Origin of the sequence: Streptomyces sp. 378 (assembly GCF_030124145.1) — a bacterium.
GTDB lineage: Bacteria > Actinomycetota > Actinomycetes > Streptomycetales > Streptomycetaceae > Streptomyces.
The window spans coordinates 278604-296900 of sequence record NZ_JASKMS010000002.1 but is presented as its reverse complement, the minus strand read 5'-3'; the positions used below and the strand labels follow the sequence as shown (position 1 = coordinate 296900).

The window sequence follows — 18297 nt, the reverse complement described above, 5'->3', positions numbered from 1 at the left end:
TACTCCCGAACGATCGTCCGGACGACGGTCGGCCGACACCGGGAGGGGTCTCACGTGGATGCGCCCTTGTACCTGAGGCCGAGGGTGGATCCGCCGCTCGCCGCACTGCTGGCGGACCGGCCCTTCCTGCACTCGCTCGTCGACGCCCTGGGGTCACCGCTCCATGTGCTGCTCCCCGAGGCCGTCGCGGAGAACACCGCCCGCTTCCGTTCCGTCTTCCGCCGCCACCATCTGGCCGGACGCGTGTACTTCGCGCACAAGGCGAACCGCTCCAGCGCCCTGGTACGGAGACTGGCGGCCGAGGACCCGGCCGCCGTCGGCGTCGACGTCGCCTCCCTGGAGGAGCTGAAGCACGCACTGGGCTGTGGATTCACCGGCGACCGCATCATGGCCACCGGCCCCAAGGACGCCGAATTCCTCTGGCTGGCGGCCCGCGTGGGCGCGACGGTGAACCTCGACTCGCCGGGAGAACTGGAACGGCTCTCCGGCCTGGTGCGCTCGCACGGTCTCGGCCGGGTCGCCGTACTGGTGCGCCTGTCCGGCTTCGAGTCCGCCGACGGCCACGGGGGAGCGGGCACGCGGATGCTCTCCCGACGCAGCCGCTTCGGCACCCCGGTACGGGACACCCAGGCGCTGCTGTCGGCGCTCGAACGCAACGCGGACGCCGTGGAGTTCACCGGCGCCGCCTACCACCTGGACACCACCGGCGTGGAGGAGAAGGCGCGGGCGCTGGAGCAGTGCGTGCTGTTCCTGGACCAGTGCCGGGCCCGGGGACTCGCGCCGCGCGCCCTCGACATCGGGGGCGGCTTCGGCGTCGGCTACGTCGCCGAGGCGGGGGAGTGGGAGCGGTGGACCACCGCGCTGACCGAGGCCGTGCTCGGTGTGCGCCCGCCGATGACCTGGCGCGGTCACGGCTACGGGCTGCGCAACGAGGGCGGCACGGTGCGCGGGGCCGCCGCGCTGTACCCGGCGTACCGTCCCACCGCCGGCCCCGGGTACCTCGACGAGCTCCTCTCCCTCCCCGCGCCGGCGCTGGGCCGGCCGTCGGCCACCCTCCTCCTGGAACACCTCCACGATCTCCACATCGAACCCGGTCGTTCCCTGGTCGACCAGTGCGGGCTGTCGCTCGCGCGGGTGCTGGACGTCCGGCCCGCTGACACGGACTCCGGCCACCACCTCGTGCGCCTCGGCATGAACGCCGGAGACATGAGCCTCGAGGAGCACGGAGTGCTCGTGGACCCCGTGCTGCTGCCACGCGGCGAAGCGGCGGCCGGTGACGAGGCACCGGTCGGCGTCTACCTCACCGGCAACCTGTGCCTGGAAGGCGATCTCATCACCCGTCGCCTGGTGTTCCTGCCCAGGCTGCCGCGTGAGGGGGATCTGCTGGCCTTCGCCAACACCGCCGGATACGCCATGGACTTCCACGCCCACCACGCACAGCGGCAGCCCATCGCGCGGACGGTCGCGGTGGAGCGCCAGGGCGACTCCTGGCGCTGGTGCCCGGACGAGGACTACTGGCCGATCACACCCTTGAGGGGAACCACCGCATGAGGTACGACAGCATCACCGAGGCCATAGGCAACACACCCCTGGTGCGCATCGATCCCGCCGTGCACGGGCTGCGCCACATCGACCTCTACGCCAAGCTGGAGATGCTCAACCCCTTCGGTTCCGTCAAGGACCGGCCCGCCTGGCACATGGCCCGGCCTCATCTGGAGGCGGCCGCCGGCGGCGACGGCACGGTCGTGGAGCTCTCCAGCGGCAACACCGCCAAGGCCCTGGCCCTGCTGGCCGGCATGCACGGGCTGAGGTTCAAGAGCGTCACCAACCGCATGCGCGTACCCGAGATCAAGGAACTCCTCCTGCTCCTCGGCGCGGAGATAGAGGAACTCCCCGGGCGCAGCGAGTGCCTCGACCCGACCGACACGGACGACCCGCTGACGCACTTCCATCAGGCGCTCTCCGACCCGGGGAGCACCTATTTGCACACCGACCAGTACTTCAACCCGCGCAACGTCGAGGCGCACGCGGCGGGCACCGGTCCCGAGATAGTGAAGGACCTGGACGGGCGGGTGCCGGACTGGTTCGTCGCCTGCGTGGGCACGGCGGGTTCGTCGACCGGTGTCGCCAGGGTCCTGCGCGAGCACGACCCGCGGGTGCGCGTCCTCGGCCTGGTCGCCCACAAGTCGGACTTCATCCCCGGCATCCGCACCATCGACGAGGTGCACCAGGTCGGCCTGTTCGACCCGGCGACGTACGACGCCATCGAGTCGGTGACCTCCGGGGAGGCCATCGACGGGATGCTCACCCTGATCCGGCGCTGCGGACTGCTGTCGGGGCCGACCGGAGGCGCCGCCTACCAGGGAGCGGTCCGGCACCTGCGGCACGCCGACGCCGAGCTGGACGACACGGGGGAGCGCCGGACGGCGGTCTTCATCGTCTGCGACCGGGCCGAGAGCTACCTCAGCTATGTGCGTCAGCGACGTCCGGAACTCCTGGGCCGCACGGACCGGGGGCGCTCGGCGACGGCCGTCACCGACGCCGAAGCCCGCGCGGAGGCCCGCGTCATCGGCGTCGACGACGCCCGGCGCTGGACCGCTGCGGGCGACCCCCGACCGCTCGTCGTCGACCTGCGCAGCCCGCACGCCTATGCCGCCCTGCACATCGAGGGCTCGGTCAACATCGTCGACGAGGTGTTCGAGGACCTGCTCCGCGGCGGGATGCCCTTCAGCAAGCGCACTCCCGTGCTGCTCGCCTGCCCCGTCGGGGAGAAGTCGCTGCGTTACGCCGCCGCGCTGGCCCGGATGGGCCACCCGGACGTCCGCAGCCTCGACGGCGGGATCGTCGCCTGGCGGGACGCGGGCGCGCCGCTGGTGCGCGAGTGAGCGCGGCACCGCCGCTTCCCGGGACGGACGGTGAGGAAGACCTCTCCTGGCAGCGGGACCTGAGGGAGCAGTTCCCGATCATCACCGACCATCCCGAGCTGGCGTACCTCGACAGCGCGGCGACGTCCCAGAAACCCCGCGCCGTACTGGAGGCCGTCCAGACCTATCTCACGACGTCGAACGCCAACGCGGGCCGCGGCACCTACCCCTGGGCCAACCGGACCACGGAACTGGTGGAATCGACCCGGGGGCGGGTCAAGGAGTTCCTCCACGACCCCGAACCGGACCGCTCCGGCGTCCACTTCACCGGCGGCACCACCGAGGGACTGCGCACCGTCGCCCGCGACTGGCTCGTCCCGTACCTCACCGACGGCGACGAGATCCTCGTGCCCCACGCCGACCACCGGGCCAATCTGGACCCCTGGCTCGAGGCCCGGCGGCTGCTGGCCGAGCGCGGTGTCGACGTCCGAGTAAGGGCGTTGCCGTACCAGCCGCTCTCCGGTGACTACGACCACCGGGCCCTGGACGAGGCCGTGGGCCCGCGGACCCGCTTCGTGGCCGCCACCCACGTCCACCACGTCTATGGCGGTGACATGAACGTGCACCGCATCCGCGCGGCGGTCGGCCCGGACGTACCGATCTGCCTCGACGCGGCGCAGAGCGTCGGCCACCTGCCCGTCCACCTCGACGATCCGTCCCTCGACGCCGACTTCGTGGTCTTCTCCGGGCACAAGGCGATGGCCCTGCCCGGATCGGGGGCGGTCTGGGCGCGCAACGCCCGGGGGCCCGTGTTCCGGCCGGGCGGCTGGCAGGGCACGCCCAACACGGTGGGCATCGCCTCCCTGCGGGCCGCGCTCGACTGGCTCGACACGGCCGGAGTCGAGCGGATCGCCCACTGGACGACCACGCTCACCACCCGGCTGACGGACCGGCTCAGGCACCTCGGCGCGTACGAGGTCCTCGGCTGCCCGGCGAGCCTGGCCGCCGACTCCGCGCTCCCCGCGGCCCAGCGCCGCCACGGCATCGTCACCTTCCGCCACCGCGACATCCCCTCGGACGACCTCGGGTTCATCCTCTACAGTCACGGCTTCATGGTGCGCGCCGACAGCCTCTGCCAGGCCGGAGCCGACGAGCGGGACGGTTCGGTACGGGTGAGCCTGCACGTGTACAACTCGGCGGAGGAGATCGATCGCCTGCTGGGCGTTCTGGCCTCGTTCGCGTGAATGGCAACTGATAACCGTTTCCACCTGTAGATTCGTCTGTGCCTACGGACGGACGAGAGACGGATGAGGTGGCGCAAGCGATGGGCGTGAGCATGGCGACGGCCCGGATGTGGGTGGAGCGCTGGGAACGACAGCAGCAGCGGTACGCGGTGGACCGCGAGGAGCGGTTCACCGTGATCGCGGACGTCGTCGAGCACATCACCGCCGGCCGTGACCGTCCCCTCCTGCTCGATCTCGGGTGCGGCCCCGGCTCCCTGGCCGCCCGGCTCGCCGCCCGCTTTCCGCACGCCGAGATCGTCGCGGCGGACATGGATCCCCTGCTGCTGGAACTGGGTCGGACGCACCATGCCGACGCCGCACGCTACGTCGACACCGTCATCGGCGAGGAGGGCTGGACCGACGCCCTCGCACTGCGACGCCCCCTGGACGCCGCCGTCTCGTCGACCGCGCTGCACTACCTGCCCGAGCAGGACCTGCTGCGCACGTACCGCTCACTGGCGTCCCTGCTCCGCCCCGGCGGCGTCCTCGTCAACGGCGACCACTTCCCGCCGGGCGCCGCACCGTGCTCGGCCCTCACCGCCCATGTGGGCCGTCGCAGGTCCGAGCGTACGGGCGGACCCGCCGAGGAGGACTGGCGGTCCTGGTGGGACGCCGCGGCCCGGGACCCCGAACTGGCCGACCTGCTCGACGAACGCGGACGGCGCCAGGCGGCGCACGCCGGGAGCGGGGGCGACGAGGAGATGACGGTGTGCCGCCACGCCGAACTGCTGCGCCGGGCGGGCTTCGCCCATGTGGCGCCGGTCTGGCAGTACGGCGACAGCGCCGTACTGGTGGCGGTCATGGACGACGCTCGCGGGGGCCGTGCTCCCGCCGGGCCGTGAGCCCGCAGGGGAGAAAGACGCTTCAGAGGGCCAGGCTCATCAGGATCTCGTCCCGGTCGTCACCGGGCGCCACACGCAGCGCGCCCGGCCACCGGCCGACCTCGGTCCAGCCCGCCTTGCGGTAGAAGTCCTCGAGCCCGAGGCCGGACCGCACGGCGAGCTGCAGCCGCTCCAGGCCCATGTCGTCGCGCGCGACGTCGCCGGCGCGTCGCAGCAGTGCGGTCCCCACACCCCTGCCCCGGAAGCGGACATGTGTCTGGACGTGGTTCACGATGCCGCAGTGGGCCACGAGAGGGTGCTGCTCGCGGCGCAGCAGCATCCAGCCCGCGAGCGCGCCGTCCACCCTCGCCAGAAGGAGTCTGCTCCGGTCCGGGGACAGGTCACGCGTGATCCTCTCGACCGCCGGCCGGAGCGCGGCGTCCGTTACCGGCGGGAGTGGGCAGTCCATCGGCACGACGGCTCCCCCGGCGTTGATGACCGCCGCCCAGCATGCGGTGAGTTCCCTCCGAATGTCGGCGGTGGCGTCGTCGGCCCGGCTGATCTGTGCGGTGATGGGATTCCGCACCTCATGAGCTGTCACAGCCGGTAGCTTGCCAGCCGCCCGCTGCCCTCCGGGCGTTGTCCGCGGACTCGTGCAGGGCCGAATTCCGTGGCCGGTCCCGAGCGTCACCGGACCGGGCGTGAGTCGCCGCTCAGGTCCCCGCGGTGGAGCGGCTAGATGATCGGGCGTATCCCGGGGCGAGCCGTGTGGGTACTATATGGGAATGGTTTCCATTACCAAAAACTGGCCGTCCGACGAAAGGTAGGCACGACCTTGTCCGCCCACTGCCAATTGACCGGCACCAAGCCGGGCTTCGGCAACACCATCTCCCACTCGCACCGGCGCACCTCGCGCCGCTTCGACCCCAACATCCAGCGCAAGCGCTACTGGCTGCCGAGCGGGGGCAGGTACGTCCGGCTGACGCTCAGCGCGAAGGCGATCAAGACCGTTGACAGCATCGGAATCGAGGCCGCGGTGGCCCGCATCCGCGCCCGGGGAGTGAAGGTCTGATGGCCAAGAAGAGCAAGATCGCGCAGAACGACAAGCGCAAGGCGATCGTCGAGCGGTACGCGGCCCGACGGGCGGAGCTGAAGGAGATCATCCGCCGGCCGTCCTCCACCGACGCCGAACGCCGGGCAGCCGTGGAAGAGCTCCGGCGCCAGCCCCGCAACGCCAGTGCCACCCGCGTGCGCAACCGTGACAGCGTGGACGGGCGGCCGCGCGGCCACCTGCGGAAGTTCGGCCTGTCACGGGTCCGCATGCGGGAGCAGGCCCACGCCGGCTTCCTTCCCGGGGTCACCAAGTCGTCCTGGTAGCACCGGAGTTCTCGTAGTGGACGGAGCTCCTGGCCGCGTCTCGGCGGAGTCGCGGCCAGGAGCTCGCCCGGCGTATGCCGCCCTCCTGCCTCCGGTCGGTCAACCCTCGCGGGTTTCTGAGGATCGACACACGCTTCGCGGTGTCAGGGCAGGCGCAGGAGATTGAGCCGGTAGCCCTCGGCTTGGGGGAGCCGCTGTGCGGCGAGCGCGGACAGCGTCTCCTGGTAGGAGACCGGCAGTTCGTCTACCAGAGGGCCGGGAAGGCTCGTGAGCGTGTGCGACGCCAGCACCTGGACGCCCGGCCGCCAAGCGGCCAGTCCGGCCGGGTCGGGGCAGTACCAGTGCATGCGGGCCGCGACCTTGCCGAGGGCGTCGTGCTGTTCCTGGGTGTCGAAGAAGCCGGGACCGGCGGTGTCGAGTGCCAGCAGTGCACCCGGGAAACGGCCGGAGAGGAGATCGACGACTCGACGGACATCGGGCTCGTGCAGGTAGGGCAGCACGGCCTCCGCCACGAAGAGATACGGCCCGTCGGTTCGAGAGGCGACCTCGGTGGTCCATGCCTCGTCGGTCACCGAGGCCGCGATCATCGTCCGCCGCGCGGTGTCCGCGAAGAAGTGGGCGCGCAGAGCGATCGCGTCGGGCAGGTCGAGGTCGAACCACGTGACCCGGCCGTTGTCGACCCGCTCGTAGCGTGTGTTCAGTCCGGTGCCGATCTCGACCACGGTTCCGTCGGGGTGTGCGGCCAGGAAGTCCGCCACCCAACGGTCGAAGAGCAGGGTGCGCAACATCGCGCCGGTGAGGCTGGGCAGACCGTCGAAGCGTGCGAAGTCGTAGTCGATCGCGGCGACGATCTCCTCGGCCCGGGCGTCGCGCAGCAGGGGAGATTCCCTGCGGTTCTCCACGGCGCGCGCGTACAGCGGGATGAGGAGAGTCTCCTGAACCGTTCCCAGACGCGGCTTCATCCTGTCCATGACCGGCCTCCCTGCGGCAGATCGGTACCGGGCCGGACGGTGCCGTGGCTGCGACCACCGTCCGGCCCGGAGTCTCAGTGCCCCGTCACGGAGGTGAGGGGTTCGTGCTCGTGCTCGCAGACCTCGTCGAAGCCGTAGGTGTCCCAGGCGGGGAAGGGGTCGGAACGGGGATTCGGCTCGTCTTCCCTCATCAGGCAGTCGGTCAGGACCGCCCGCAGGGACTCGGTGTTCAGGCTGGTGCCGATGAACACGAGTTCCTGGGCGAAGGGGCTCTCGACGTCACGGGCGGAGGCGGGTTCGAAGCGCGCCACCGAGCCGGCCTGGGACCACAGTCCCGTCACATGAGGGCGGGTGGCCAGCGTGAAGAAGCCCTTGGACCTGAGTACCTGTCCGTGGACGCCGCTGTCGAGCGACTCGGTGATGAACGTCCACAGCCGCCCGGGGTGGAAGGGCGCCCCGGAGCGGAAGACGGTCGAGGAGATGCCGTACTCCTCCGTCTCGGGAACGTGATCGCCGTTGAGTTCCCTCACCCAGCCCGGAGCCTGCTGTGCTCGCTCCAGGTCGAAGCGGCCGGTGCCCAGAATCTCGCCGGTCGGTACGCGACCGCGCACGGCCGGCACCACGTGGGCGGCGGGTTGAGCCGCGCCAGGGTGGCTCGCAACCGGTCGGCGGACGCGGCGTCGACGAGGTCGAGCTTGTTGAGGACGATGACGTCGGCGAACTCGATCTGGTCCATCAGCAGGTCACTGACCGTGCGCTCGTCGTCCTCGTACTGATCCAGGCCCCGTTCCACCAGTTCGTCGCCACCGGCCAGCTCGGGCAGGAAGTTGGCGGCGTCCACCACCGTGACCATGGTGTCCAACCGGGCCAGGTCGCCGAGGGTGGCGCCGTCGTCACGGGCGAAGGCGAACGTGGCGGCGACAGGCATGGGCTCGGAGATGCCGGAGGACTCGATGAGGAGGTAGTCGAAACGCCCCTCCCGTGCCAGCCGGTCCACCTCTTCCAGCAGGTCGTCACGCAGGGTGCAGCAGATGCATCCGTTGGTCATCTCGACCAGGCGTTCCTCGGTACGCGACAGGGCCGCCTCGCCGCCGCGCACCAGGGCGGCGTCGATGTTGATCTCGCTCATGTCGTTGACGATGACGGCGACGCGCAGGCCCTCACGGTTTGCGAGGACATGGTTGAGCAGGGTGGTCTTGCCGGCGCCGAGGAAACCCGACAGAACGGTGACGGGCAGGCGGCGCGAGGGGGTTTGCGTCATGCGGTGTCAGCCCTCGGGACGGAGCAGGCCACGCTCGTACGCCTTGGCCAGCCGCTGGGGGACAGCGTACGGGGCCCCGTCCACCGTGACCGTCACCAACTGAGGCGTCGCCGCCTTCCATTGCGCGCGCCGGTGCCGGGTGTTGCTGCGCGACATCTTGCGTTTGGGCACGGCCATGGGGACCTCCGGTGGGAAGAGTGAGCAAGGCAGACGGTACCTGAAAATGGATGTCATTACGATGGGTCGCCGCCGGAACCGGGTAGTAGAGGAAATTTTGCACGCTGGTGATCAGGAGCGGTGCCGGGACCGCGTGGGTAGGGCGCGGGCGGCCGGGGGGCACCGTGACACTGGTAGCGCGCTCCCTGCCGGACGTACCGCACCCGAATCCCGCCCTGCCGCCCTGCCGCCCACGGCGAGCTTCCCGTCCGGTCACGTCACCGCCGCCCTGGCCCTCACGGCCTGCGCGGCGATCATCGTCTGTGGACGGAGAGGCGCAGTACCTGTGAGGCGGGCAACCGACGGGCTCGTCCCAGGAGCCGCCGTTCGGGGACCGGTCCCGCGCTACGGCGCCTTCACGCCGCCGGTTCCGGGTAGAGCCACCGCCCGCCCGGGGTTTGGACACCCGGGCTCCCAGCCGAGGGTGATCACCTGCCTCCACGGCCGGCCTGCTCATCCTTTCGGACCGGATGCCGTCAGGGTTCCGTCAAAGCCGTGGGCGCCGCCGTAAGGGAGCCGTCAACGACCGGTCTGATCCGGCCACAGGTGCGCTTTCCTTTGATCGTCCGTTTCAACCGAACCTCACTCCGGGAGTTCGCGATGGCCGATCTGGCCTTCGTCCTCACCACGATCGCGGTCTTCGCGCTGGTGGTCCTCGTCGGCAAGGGGGTGACCAAGCTGTGACCGCCGAGAACGTCGTCGGTCTCGTCATGGCCGTCGCCCTGTTGGGCTATCTCGTTCTCGCCCTGATCTTTCCGGAGAGGTTCTGAGACAAGAGATGGGTCCCGTACTCGCAGGCGTTCTCCAGCTGCTCGCCCTGATAGCGGCACTGGCGCTCGCCCACCTCCCGCTCGGCACCTACATGGCCAGGGTCTACACCTCCGACAAGCACTGGCGGGTCGAGAAGTGGATCTACCAGGGCATCGGTGCCGACCCCGACACGGAGATGCGCTGGCCCGCCTACCTGCGCGGTGTCCTCGCCTTCTCGGCCGTCGGTGTGCTCTTCCTCTACCTGCTCCAGCGCCTCCAGGGCCATCTGCCGGGCTCGCTGGGCTTCGCCGCGATCGACCCGGACCAGGCGTTCAACACCGCCGCGTCGTTCGTGAGCAACACCAACTGGCAGTCGTACTACGGCGAGCAGGCCATGGGGCACGTCGTGCAGACCGCCGGTCTGGCCGTGCAGAACTTCGTCTCCGCCGCCGTCGGCATGGCCGTCGCCGTGGCGCTCGTGCGCGGCTTCGCGCGCTCGCGCACCGGTGAGCTGGGCAACTTCTGGGCCGACCTGGTGCGCGGCACCGTCCGCCTCCTCGTCCCCATCGCCGCCGTCGGCGCGGTCGTGCTGGTCGCGTGCGGTGCGATCCAGAATTTCTCCGGCATCCACGAGGTCGGCCAGTTCATGGGCGGCTCGCAGCAGTGGAACGGCGGGGCGGTCGCCTCGCAGGAGGCCATCAAGGTGCTGGGCACCAACGGCGGCGGCTACTTCAACGCCAACTCCGCCCACCCGTTCGAGAACCCCACCCCGTTCTCCAACCTCTTCGAGATCTTCCTGATCCTGGTCATCCCGTTCTCGATCACCCGGACCTTCGGCATCATGGTCGGCTCGGTCAAGCAGGGCTACGCGATCCTCGCCACCATGGCCACCATCTGGGTCGGCTTCGTCGCGCTGATGATGTGGACCGAGTTCGCCCACCACGGCCCCGCCTTCCAGGCCGCGGACGGTGCCATGGAGGGCAAGGAGGTCCGCTTCGGGATCGGCGGCTCGTCGATCTTCGCGGTGTCGACCACGCTCACCTCGACCGGTGCGGTGGACTCCTTCCACTCCTCCTTCACCGGCCTCGGCGGCGGCATCACGATGCTCGGCATGATGCTGGGCGAGATCGCGCCCGGCGGGGTCGGGTCAGGTCTCTACGGCATGCTGATCATGGCGATCATCGCGGTGTTCATCGCCGGTCTGATGGTCGGCCGGACCCCCGAGTACCTGGGCAAGAAGATCGGCACCCGCGAGATCAAGCTGGCCGCCTGCTACATCCTGATCACCCCGGCCCTCGTGCTCGTCTTCACCGCCTTCGCGATGGCGCTGCCCACCCCGGCCCATTCGATGACCAACAGCGGGGCGCACGGATTCTCCGAGATCCTCTATGCCTACACGTCCGGAGCGAACAACAACGGCTCGGCCTTCGCCGGCCTGAACGCGGACACGCAGTGGTTCAACACCACGCTCGGCCTGGCCATGCTGCTCGGCCGCTTCCTTCCGATGGTGTTCGTGCTGGCGCTGGCCGGCTCGCTCGCCGAGCAGCAGCCGGTCCCGGCGACCGCGGGCACCCTGCGCACCGACAAGCCCCTGTACAGCGGGCTGCTGGCCGGCACGATCATCATCATCACCGGTCTCACGTACTTCCCCGCCCTCGCGCTGGGACCGCTGGCCGAAGGGCTGGCGTGATGACCACCGACGCAGAGAAGCAGGACTCCATGTCCACTGGCACCCTCGCGCCCCACCAGGACGCACCCACCGGGCACAAGGACCCCGAGGGCCGCGTGGGCGCGGGCCTCTTCGACTCCGGGCAGCTGGTCAAGTCGCTGCCGGACGCCCTCCGCAAGCTCGATCCGCGGGTGATGGTCAAGTCCCCCGTGATGTTCGTGGTGTGGATCGGCTCGGTACTGACCACGGTCTTCTCCGTCACGGACCCGGGCGACTGGTTCGGCTGGACCATCAGCGCCTGGCTGTGGCTGACGGTCGTCTTCGCCAACCTGGCGGAGGCCGTCGCCGAGGGCCGCGGCAAGGCGCAGGCCGACACCCTGCGCAAGGCCAAGACCGACACGGTGGCGCGCCGGCTCGACGGTCGTGCCGAGGAGCGCGTGCCCGGCACCGAGCTGAGGATCGGCGACCTGGTCGTCTGCGAGGCGGGCGACATCATCCCCGGTGACGGCGATGTCGTCGAGGGCGTCGCCTCGGTCGACGAATCGGCGATCACCGGCGAGTCCGCGCCCGTCATCCGTGAGTCCGGAGGCGACCGATCCGCGGTCACCGGCGGCACGAAGGTCCTGTCCGACCGCATTGTCATCAAGATCACGACGAGGCCGGGCGAGACCTTCATCGACCGGATGATCAACCTGGTCGAGGGCGCGGCCCGGCAGAAGACGCCCAACGAGATCGCCCTGAACATCCTGCTGGCCTCGCTGACGATCGTCTTCCTGCTCGCCTGCGCCACGCTGCCGCCCCTGGCGGACTACGCGGGCACGCACCTGACGATGGTCGTGCTGGTCGCCCTGCTGGTGTGCTTGATTCCGACCACGATCGGCGCCCTGCTCTCCGCGATCGGCATCGCCGGCATGGACCGGCTGGTGCAGCGCAACGTGCTCGCCATGTCCGGGCGGGCGGTCGAGGCCGCCGGCGATGTCTCCACCCTCCTGCTGGACAAGACCGGCACCATCACGCTGGGCAATCGGCAGGCCGCCGCGTTCGTGCCGGTGCGCGGCACGACCGAGGCCGAGGTCGCCGACGCCGCGCAACTGTCGTCGCTGGCCGACGAGACGCCGGAGGGGCGTTCCGTCGTCGTCCTCGCCAAGGAGGAGTACGGCCTGCGCGAGCGTCACCAGGGCGAACTGGTGGGCGCCGAGTGGATCGCTTTCACCGCGCAGACCCGGATGTCGGGTGTGGACATCGACGGGCGCAGAATCCGCAAGGGCGCGGCCGGTTCGGTCATCGCCTGGGTCGAGGAGCGGGGCGGCACGGTCGCCGCGGACGCGGAGGGGGTCGCCCAGCGGATTTCCGAGGCGGGCGGTACACCGCTGCTGGTCGCGGTCGAGGACGTGCGCGGGGCCCGTGTCCTGGGCGTCATCCACCTCAAGGACGTCGTCAAGGACGGCATGCGGGAGCGGTTCGAGGAGCTGCGCCGCATGGGCATCAAGACCGTCATGATCACGGGCGACAATCCGCTGACCGCCAAGGCGATCGCCGAGGAGGCGGGCGTCGACGACTTCCTCGCCGAGGCCACTCCCGAGGACAAGATGGCCCTCATCAAGCGGGAGCAGGCGGGCGGCAAGCTGGTCGCGATGACCGGTGACGGCACCAACGACGCCCCGGCACTGGCCCAGGCGGACGTAGGCGTCGCGATGAACACGGGGACGTCGGCCGCCAAGGAGGCCGGCAACATGGTCGACCTCGACTCCAACCCGACCAAGCTCATCGAGATCGTCGAGATCGGCAAGCAGCTCCTCATCACCCGGGGTGCGCTGACGACGTTCTCCATCGCCAACGACGTCGCGAAGTACTTCGCGATCATCCCGGCGCTGTTCGCGGCCGTTTATCCGGGCCTGGACAAGCTCAACATCATGGGCCTGTCCTCGCCGGACTCGGCGATCCTGTCCGCGGTGATCTTCAACGCGCTGATCATCATCGCCCTGGTTCCACTGTCCCTGAAGGGCGTGCGGTACCGGCCGGTGAGCGCGGACAAGCTGCTGCGGCGCAATCTGACGATCTACGGCCTGGGCGGCCTGGTCGCCCCCTTCCTCGGGATCAAGATCATCGACCTGCTCATCTCCCTCATCCCCGGAATCGGCTGAAGGCCATGAACAACTCCGTCACCCACACCGCCCGGCTGCTCGGGGCGGGCCTGCGCGCTCTCCTCGTGCTGACCCTGGTCACCGGGGTCCTCTACCCGCTGGTCGTCACCGGCATCGCACAGGGGCTGTTCCACGACAAGGCGAACGGCTCCGAGATCAAGGCGGACGGCAAGGTCGTCGGCTCCTCCCTGATCGGCCAGGCGTACGACCTGCCGCCGGCGGAGGGCCAGGAGACCCCGGCGCCGGACCTGAAGTGGTTCCAGGGCCGTCCGCACAACGGCCTCGGCACCAACAGCGTCAACACCCGGTACCAGCTCCTCCTGTCCGGCGCGACCAACCGCTCCGGGGACAACGACGAGCTCATCCAGTGGGTGAAGGACGCCAAGGCCGCCGTCGTCAAGGACAACTCGGTGACCGGCTACAGGATCAAGCCGTTCGAGGTGCCGGCCGACGCGGTGACGTCCTCCGGCTCCGGCCTCGACCCGAACATCTCGCCCGAGTACGCGGACCTCCAGGTCCACCGCGTCGCCGAGAGGAACGGTCTGCCCGTCGCCACACTCCAGTCGCTCGTCGACGAGCACACCGAGGGCCGCACGCTCGGGTTCATGGGCGAGCCCCGGGTGAACGTCCTGGAGCTGAACATCGCCCTCAAGGAGCTGCTGGCCAAGAGCTGACGGCGTGACGCGATCCGGGAGTCGGCGGCCCGCAGGCACCTGCAGCCCGCCGGCTTCCACAGCCGTAGAGTCGGTTCTCCAGCCGGCGCGCCGGCCCGATGTACGACAGGAGAGCACACAACCCATGACCCGGGTGCTCGTGGTGGAGGACAACCCGCAGCTCGTGCGGGCCCTGGTGATCAACTTGCAGGCACGCCACTACAGCGTGGACGCCGCTCCCGACGGGGTCACGGCCCTGCGGCTCGCCGCCACGCGCCAGCCCGACGTCGTGCTGCTGGACCTCGGCCTGCCCGACATGGACGGCGTCGACGTCATCAAGGGCCTGCGGAGCTGGACCCGGGTGCCGATCCTGGTCCTGTCCGCCCGGCAATCGTCCGGCGAGAAGGTATCCGCGCTCGACGCCGGCGCGGACGACTACATCACCAAACCCTTCAGCATGGACGAGCTGCTGGCCCGGCTGCGGGCCGCCGTCCGGCGCACCGAGGACCTCCCGCTCGCCCCCGAGACCTCGCTGGTCGAGACGGACGACTTCACCATCGACCTGCTCGCGAAGAAGGCCGTCCGGGGCGGACGGGACGTGCGGCTCACCCCGACCGAGTGGCATCTGCTGGAGATCCTGGTCACCCATCCGGGCCAGCTCGTCACCCAGAAGCACCTCCTTCAGGAGGTCTGGGGCATCTCACAGCGCAACAAGAGCAACTACCTGCGCGTCTACATGGCCCAGCTGCGTCGCAAACTGGAGAAAGACCCTTCCCACCCCCGCTATCTCATCACCGAGCCCGGCATGGGCTATCGCTTCGAAGCCTGACCGAGGAAACGACATGGCACGCGGCACGCTCCGGATCTACCTCGGCGCGGCACCCGGCGTCGGCAAGACGTACGCGATGCTGTCGGAGGCGCACCGCCGTATCGAGCGCGGCACCGACTGCGTGGTCGCCTTCGTGGAACACCACGGCCGGCCGCGCACCGAGGTGATGCTGCACGGCCTGGAACAGGTGCCGCGCAAGGAGATCGACTACCGGGACACGCTCTTCACCGAGATGGACGTGGACGCCGTCCTGCTGCGCGCCCCGGCCGTCGCCCTGGTCGACGAGCTGGCCCACACCAACGTGCCGGGCTCCCGCAACACAAAGCGCTGGCAGGACGTGGAGGAACTGCTCGCCGTCGGCATCGACGTGATAACGACCGTCAACATCCAGCACCTGGAGTCCCTCGGCGACGTCGTCGAGTCGATCACCGGGGTGCGGCAGCGCGAAACCGTCCCCGACGAGATCGTGCGGCGTGCCGATCAGATAGAGCTGGTCGACATGTCGCCGCAGGCGCTGCGCCGCCGTATGGCGCACGGGAACGTCTACCAGCCGGACAAGGTCGACGCGGCCCTGTCCCACTACTTCCGGCTCGGCAACCTCACCGCATTGCGGGAACTGGCCCTGCTGTGGGTGGCCGACCGGGTCGACGCCTATCTGACCGAATACCGCAGCGAGCATCATGTCTCGGCGATCTGGGGCTCGCGGGAGCGGATCGTGGTCGGCCTGACCGGCGGCCCGGAGGGACACACCCTGATCAGACGAGCCGCGCGCCTGGCCGAGAAGGGCGCCGGCGGCGAGGTCATGGCCGTCTACATATCCCGCAGCGACGGTCTCACCGCAGCCTCCCCGAAGGAACTGGCCGTCCAACGCACCCTGGTCGAAGACCTGGGCGGCACCTTCCACCACGTCGTCGGCGACGACATCCCCGCCGCCCTGCTCGACTTCGCCCGGGGAGCGAACGCCACCCAGATCGTCCTCGGCGTCTCCCGGCGCAGGAGCTGGCAGTACGTTCTCGGACCGGGCGTCGGCGCCACGGTCGCCCGCGAGTCCGGTCCCGACCTCGACGTCCACCTCATCACGCACGACGAGATGGGCAAGGGCCGCGGACTGCCGGTGGCACGCGGAGCACGCCTGGGACGCTCCCGCGTGATCAGCGGCTGGCTGGTCGGCGTGCTCGGCCCCGTCCTGCTCACCTGGCTCCTCACCGGCGCCGCGCCCGACATCGGCCTCGCCAACGGCATGCTGCTGCTCCTGAGCCTGACGGTGGCGGCGGCCCTGCTGGGAGGGCTCTTCCCGGCACTGGCCTCCGCAGTGGCCGGTTCCGTGCTGCTCAACTGGTTCTTCACTTCGCCCGTGCACACCCTGACCATCGCCGATCCGAAGAACATCCTGGCCATCGCGGTCTTCGTCGGCGTCGCCGTGTCGGTGGCCTCGGTGGTGGATCTCGCGGCGCGGCGCACCCACCAGGCCGCCCGGCTGCGCGCCGAGTCGGAGATCCTCTCTTTCCTGGCGGGCAACGTCCTGCGCGGCGAAACCGGCCTCGAAGCTCTCCTGGAGCGGGTTCGCGAGACGTTCAGCATGGAGTCGGTGGCCCTGTTGGAGCGGACCGGCGAGACAGATCCCTGGACCTGCGCCGGCAGCGTGGGACCCCGGCCCGCCGAGATCCCCGAGGACGCGGACGTGGACATCCCCGTCGGCGACGACATGGCCCTGTCCCTGCGCGGCAGAGTGCTGCCGGCCGCCGACCGCCGGGTGCTGGCCGCGTTCGCCGCCCAGGCCGCCGTCGTCCTGGACCGTCAGCGACTGCAACGCGAGGCCGGCCAGGCCAGGAAACTGGCCGAAGGAAACCGCATACGGACCGCACTGCTCGCCGCCGTCAGCCACGACCTGCGCACGCCCCTGGCCGGCATCAAGGCCGCTGTGTCCTCGCTCCGCTCCGACGACGTCGAGTGGTCCGAGGAGGACCGGGCGGAACTGCTGGAAGCCATCGAGGAGGGCGCCGACCGACTCGACCACCTCGTCGGCAACCTGCTCGACATGTCCCGCCTCCAGACCGGCACCGTCACCCCCATCATCCGCGAGACCGACCTCGACGAAGTCGTCCCCATGGCGATCGGCGGGGTCCGCGAGGACAGCGTGGAACTGGACATCCCCGAGACACTGCCCATGGTCCACATCGACCGCGGGCTGCTGGAGCGAGCCGTCGCCAACATCGTCGAGAACGCCGTCAAGTACAGCCCACCGGGCGAGAAGGTCCTGGTGTCCGCGAGCGCCATCGCCGACCGGGTCGAAGTGCGGGTCGTCGACCGCGGACCCGGTGTGCCCGACGAGGCCAAGGGCCGCATCTTCGAACCGTTCCAGCGCTACGGCGATGCGCCCCGCGGTGCCGGCGTCGGCCTCGGCCTCGCGGTCGCCCGCGGCTTCGCCGAGGCCCTCGGCGGCACGCTGCACGCCGATGACACGCCCGGCGGCGGCCTCACCATGGTGCTCAGCGTGCCGACGGCCCCCGAGCGGTCGGACCAGCCGGCGCTTCCGGCCGCGGCCATGCCCTGAAAGCCGCAGGCGCCGGGGCAGTGCGGCCTCGAAGGACCCGAGTGGAACCCGGCGCCCACCCGACACGACCACCGGGACGCCGGCACGCCTGCCAAGCCGGCCGGGAATGGTTCGGGTCTTGAGCGTGTGAGTGCCCGAACCGCGGCGGAGGTCAGCGCCGTGCTCGGCCCTTTGCCTCACGGGTGACCACTGCGCGGACCGCCTCGGTCACCTCGTCGGCGGTGCGGCCACGGCAGTCGACACGGTGCACGGACACCTCGGGCCGTGCTCGTGACAGCCAGCCCAGAGCGGTGTCGTACTGCTTCCGGGGCAGCGACAACAGGTCCGCCGTCTCGTGCAACTCGCCCCCGCTCTCCCGGTTCCTGGTCCGTGCCAGCGCCTCCTCGACGGGCAGGTCGAGCAGCACCACGGCGTTCGGCAGCGTCACGCCGAACGAGCGGCTCAGATGATCGAGCAGCTCCTGCGGCGGCCTGGTCGCCTGGTACAGCAGGTCGGCGCTCGCGGTACGGGCGACGAGCCAGTCGCGTACAGCGCGGGCTCCCCGGGTGGAGCCGTCGTCGCCTCTGCGCGGGGACGGGATCGCCGGTGAACTCGGAGCGCTCGCCGAACGGCGCAGGCTGAGCGGGCTGCACCCGCTGCGGGTCGAGTGGACCTCCGGCGACGGGTCACCCACCGCGGCCGACCTCGTCGCCAAGGTCAAACACCGGGGTGAGGAGATCGTCGCCGGGATCGCGATGGCGCTGTCCCTGTGCGGCCCGGAACCGGCCGGGGCGTGGGAGCGTTGGGGCGCGGTGACCGGGTTCGGTGACGCGCACCGCCGTGAACTGGTGGTGTATTGGCGCCCGGAGAGCGCGCTGACGGAGCTCCTCCCGCGCTGCTAGGGGATTCTGGAGGACGACGAGCGC

18 protein-coding genes and 1 pseudogene are annotated in these 18297 nt (G+C 70.3%); 14 read left to right on the top strand and 5 right to left on the bottom strand.

Annotated elements, in window-relative coordinates; translation table 11 throughout:
- Positions 1 to 54: 54 nt before the first annotated feature.
- The 4 genes from QNO09_RS04190 to QNO09_RS04175 all read left to right on the top strand — a co-directional run bounded on the left by QNO09_RS04190 (position 55) and on the right by QNO09_RS04175 (position 4989).
- Positions 55 to 1551: a Y4yA family PLP-dependent enzyme gene (locus QNO09_RS04190; RefSeq protein WP_283968657.1), complete on the top strand. Its 1497-nt coding sequence runs from the start codon at positions 55 to 57 to the stop codon at positions 1549 to 1551.
- The gene (locus tag QNO09_RS04185; protein WP_283968656.1) at positions 1548 to 2885 is read left to right on the top strand and encodes a pyridoxal-phosphate dependent enzyme; all 1338 of its coding nucleotides are present in this window, start codon (positions 1548 to 1550) and stop codon (positions 2883 to 2885) included. The genes QNO09_RS04190 and QNO09_RS04185 overlap by 4 nt, the downstream gene beginning before the upstream one ends.
- Positions 2882 to 4108 (top strand): aminotransferase class V-fold PLP-dependent enzyme, encoded by a 1227-nt coding sequence (locus QNO09_RS04180; RefSeq protein ID WP_283968655.1) that lies wholly within the window; start codon positions 2882 to 2884, stop codon positions 4106 to 4108. Before QNO09_RS04185 ends, QNO09_RS04180 begins: the two co-directional genes overlap by 4 nt.
- Positions 4109 to 4188: 80 nt before the next feature.
- Positions 4189 to 4989: a class I SAM-dependent methyltransferase gene (locus QNO09_RS04175; RefSeq protein WP_283968654.1), complete on the top strand. Its 801-nt coding sequence runs from the start codon at positions 4189 to 4191 to the stop codon at positions 4987 to 4989.
- A 22-nt stretch (positions 4990 to 5011) separates the two neighbouring features.
- On the opposite strand, the gene QNO09_RS04170 is transcribed toward QNO09_RS04175, so the two are convergent.
- Positions 5012 to 5569, bottom strand: a complete 558-nt coding sequence (locus tag QNO09_RS04170; RefSeq protein WP_283968653.1) for a GNAT family N-acetyltransferase — start codon at positions 5567 to 5569, stop codon at positions 5012 to 5014.
- Between the two features lie 234 nt (positions 5570 to 5803).
- Between QNO09_RS04170 and rpmB the strand changes: the two genes are divergently transcribed.
- Together rpmB and rpsN are read left to right on the top strand one after the other, a co-directional pair.
- Positions 5804 to 6040, top strand: coding sequence for a 50S ribosomal protein L28 (gene rpmB / locus QNO09_RS04165; RefSeq protein ID WP_283968652.1), 237 nt, complete (start codon positions 5804 to 5806; stop codon positions 6038 to 6040).
- Complete coding sequence (gene rpsN / locus QNO09_RS04160) at positions 6040 to 6345, top strand: 30S ribosomal protein S14 (protein WP_283968651.1); 306 nt, start codon at positions 6040 to 6042, stop codon at positions 6343 to 6345. Before rpmB ends, rpsN begins: the two co-directional genes overlap by 1 nt.
- Positions 6346 to 6488: 143 nt before the next feature.
- On the opposite strand, the gene QNO09_RS04155 is transcribed toward rpsN, so the two are convergent.
- The 3 genes and pseudogenes from QNO09_RS04155 to rpmF form a co-directional block, all read right to left on the bottom strand.
- Entirely contained in the window at positions 6489 to 7316 is an 828-nt protein-coding gene (locus QNO09_RS04155; RefSeq protein WP_283968650.1) for a class I SAM-dependent methyltransferase, read from the bottom strand.
- Between the two features lie 74 nt (positions 7317 to 7390).
- Positions 7391 to 8577 (bottom strand): annotated as a pseudogene (locus QNO09_RS04150) (GTP-binding protein).
- A 6-nt stretch (positions 8578 to 8583) separates the two neighbouring features.
- Entirely contained in the window at positions 8584 to 8754 is a 171-nt protein-coding gene (rpmF, locus tag QNO09_RS04145; RefSeq protein ID WP_283968649.1) for a 50S ribosomal protein L32, read from the bottom strand.
- Positions 8755 to 9351: 597 nt separating this feature from the next.
- Between rpmF and QNO09_RS04140 the strand changes: the two genes are divergently transcribed.
- The 7 genes from QNO09_RS04140 (at position 9352) to QNO09_RS04110 (ending at position 17392) form a co-directional block, all read left to right on the top strand.
- Positions 9352 to 9477 (top strand): hypothetical protein, encoded by a 126-nt coding sequence (locus QNO09_RS04140; protein WP_283968648.1) that lies wholly within the window; start codon positions 9352 to 9354, stop codon positions 9475 to 9477.
- Positions 9474 to 9563 (top strand): K(+)-transporting ATPase subunit F, encoded by a 90-nt coding sequence (gene kdpF, locus QNO09_RS04135; protein ID WP_283968647.1) that lies wholly within the window; start codon positions 9474 to 9476, stop codon positions 9561 to 9563. Before QNO09_RS04140 ends, kdpF begins: the two co-directional genes overlap by 4 nt.
- An 8-nt stretch (positions 9564 to 9571) precedes the next feature.
- Positions 9572 to 11233 carry a potassium-transporting ATPase subunit KdpA gene (gene kdpA, locus QNO09_RS04130; protein ID WP_283968646.1) on the top strand — a complete coding sequence of 554 codons (1662 nt, stop codon included), beginning with the start codon at positions 9572 to 9574 and terminating at the stop codon, positions 11231 to 11233.
- Positions 11233 to 13356: a potassium-transporting ATPase subunit KdpB gene (gene kdpB / locus QNO09_RS04125; RefSeq protein WP_283968645.1), complete on the top strand. Its 2124-nt coding sequence runs from the start codon at positions 11233 to 11235 to the stop codon at positions 13354 to 13356. The genes kdpA and kdpB overlap by 1 nt, the downstream gene beginning before the upstream one ends.
- Before the next feature lie 5 nt (positions 13357 to 13361).
- Positions 13362 to 14030, top strand: coding sequence for a potassium-transporting ATPase subunit C (locus tag QNO09_RS04120; protein ID WP_283968644.1), 669 nt, complete (start codon positions 13362 to 13364; stop codon positions 14028 to 14030).
- Between the two features lie 124 nt (positions 14031 to 14154).
- Positions 14155 to 14838: a response regulator gene (locus QNO09_RS04115; RefSeq protein WP_283968643.1), complete on the top strand. Its 684-nt coding sequence runs from the start codon at positions 14155 to 14157 to the stop codon at positions 14836 to 14838.
- Positions 14839 to 14851: 13 nt separating this feature from the next.
- Positions 14852 to 17392, top strand: a complete 2541-nt coding sequence (locus QNO09_RS04110) for an ATP-binding protein (protein WP_283968642.1) — start codon at positions 14852 to 14854, stop codon at positions 17390 to 17392.
- A 151-nt stretch (positions 17393 to 17543) separates the two neighbouring features.
- Here QNO09_RS04110 and QNO09_RS04105 read toward each other — a convergent pair whose 3' ends face one another.
- Positions 17544 to 17819, bottom strand: a complete 276-nt coding sequence (locus QNO09_RS04105) for a hypothetical protein (protein ID WP_283968641.1) — start codon at positions 17817 to 17819, stop codon at positions 17544 to 17546.
- A gap of 118 nt (positions 17820 to 17937) precedes the next feature.
- Here QNO09_RS04105 and QNO09_RS04100 point away from each other — a divergent pair, with 118 nt between their 5' ends.
- Positions 17938 to 18273: a hypothetical protein gene (locus QNO09_RS04100; RefSeq protein WP_283968640.1), complete on the top strand. Its 336-nt coding sequence runs from the start codon at positions 17938 to 17940 to the stop codon at positions 18271 to 18273.
- Positions 18274 to 18297: the final 24 nt, after the last annotated feature.

Bases quoted from the DNA above. Each gene is read 5' to 3' on its own strand.
- QNO09_RS04115 (WP_283968643.1), top strand. From the start codon at position 14,155: ATGACCCGGGTGCTCGTGGTGGAGGACAACCCGCAGCTCGTGCGGGCC.
- rpmF (WP_283968649.1), bottom strand. From the start codon at position 8,754: ATGGCCGTGCCCAAACGCAAGATGTCGCGCAGCAACACCCGGCACCGG.
- kdpB (WP_283968645.1), top strand. From the start codon at position 11,233: ATGACCACCGACGCAGAGAAGCAGGACTCCATGTCCACTGGCACCCTC.
- QNO09_RS04120 (WP_283968644.1), top strand. From the start codon at position 13,362: ATGAACAACTCCGTCACCCACACCGCCCGGCTGCTCGGGGCGGGCCTG.
- rpsN (WP_283968651.1), top strand. From the start codon at position 6,040: ATGGCCAAGAAGAGCAAGATCGCGCAGAACGACAAGCGCAAGGCGATC.
- kdpA (WP_283968646.1), top strand. From the start codon at position 9,572: ATGGGTCCCGTACTCGCAGGCGTTCTCCAGCTGCTCGCCCTGATAGCG.
- QNO09_RS04155 (WP_283968650.1), bottom strand. From the start codon at position 7,316: ATGGACAGGATGAAGCCGCGTCTGGGAACGGTTCAGGAGACTCTCCTC.
- QNO09_RS04175 (WP_283968654.1), top strand. From the start codon at position 4,189: ATGGGCGTGAGCATGGCGACGGCCCGGATGTGGGTGGAGCGCTGGGAA.
- QNO09_RS04110 (WP_283968642.1), top strand. From the start codon at position 14,852: ATGGCACGCGGCACGCTCCGGATCTACCTCGGCGCGGCACCCGGCGTC.
- QNO09_RS04185 (WP_283968656.1), top strand. From the start codon at position 1,548: ATGAGGTACGACAGCATCACCGAGGCCATAGGCAACACACCCCTGGTG.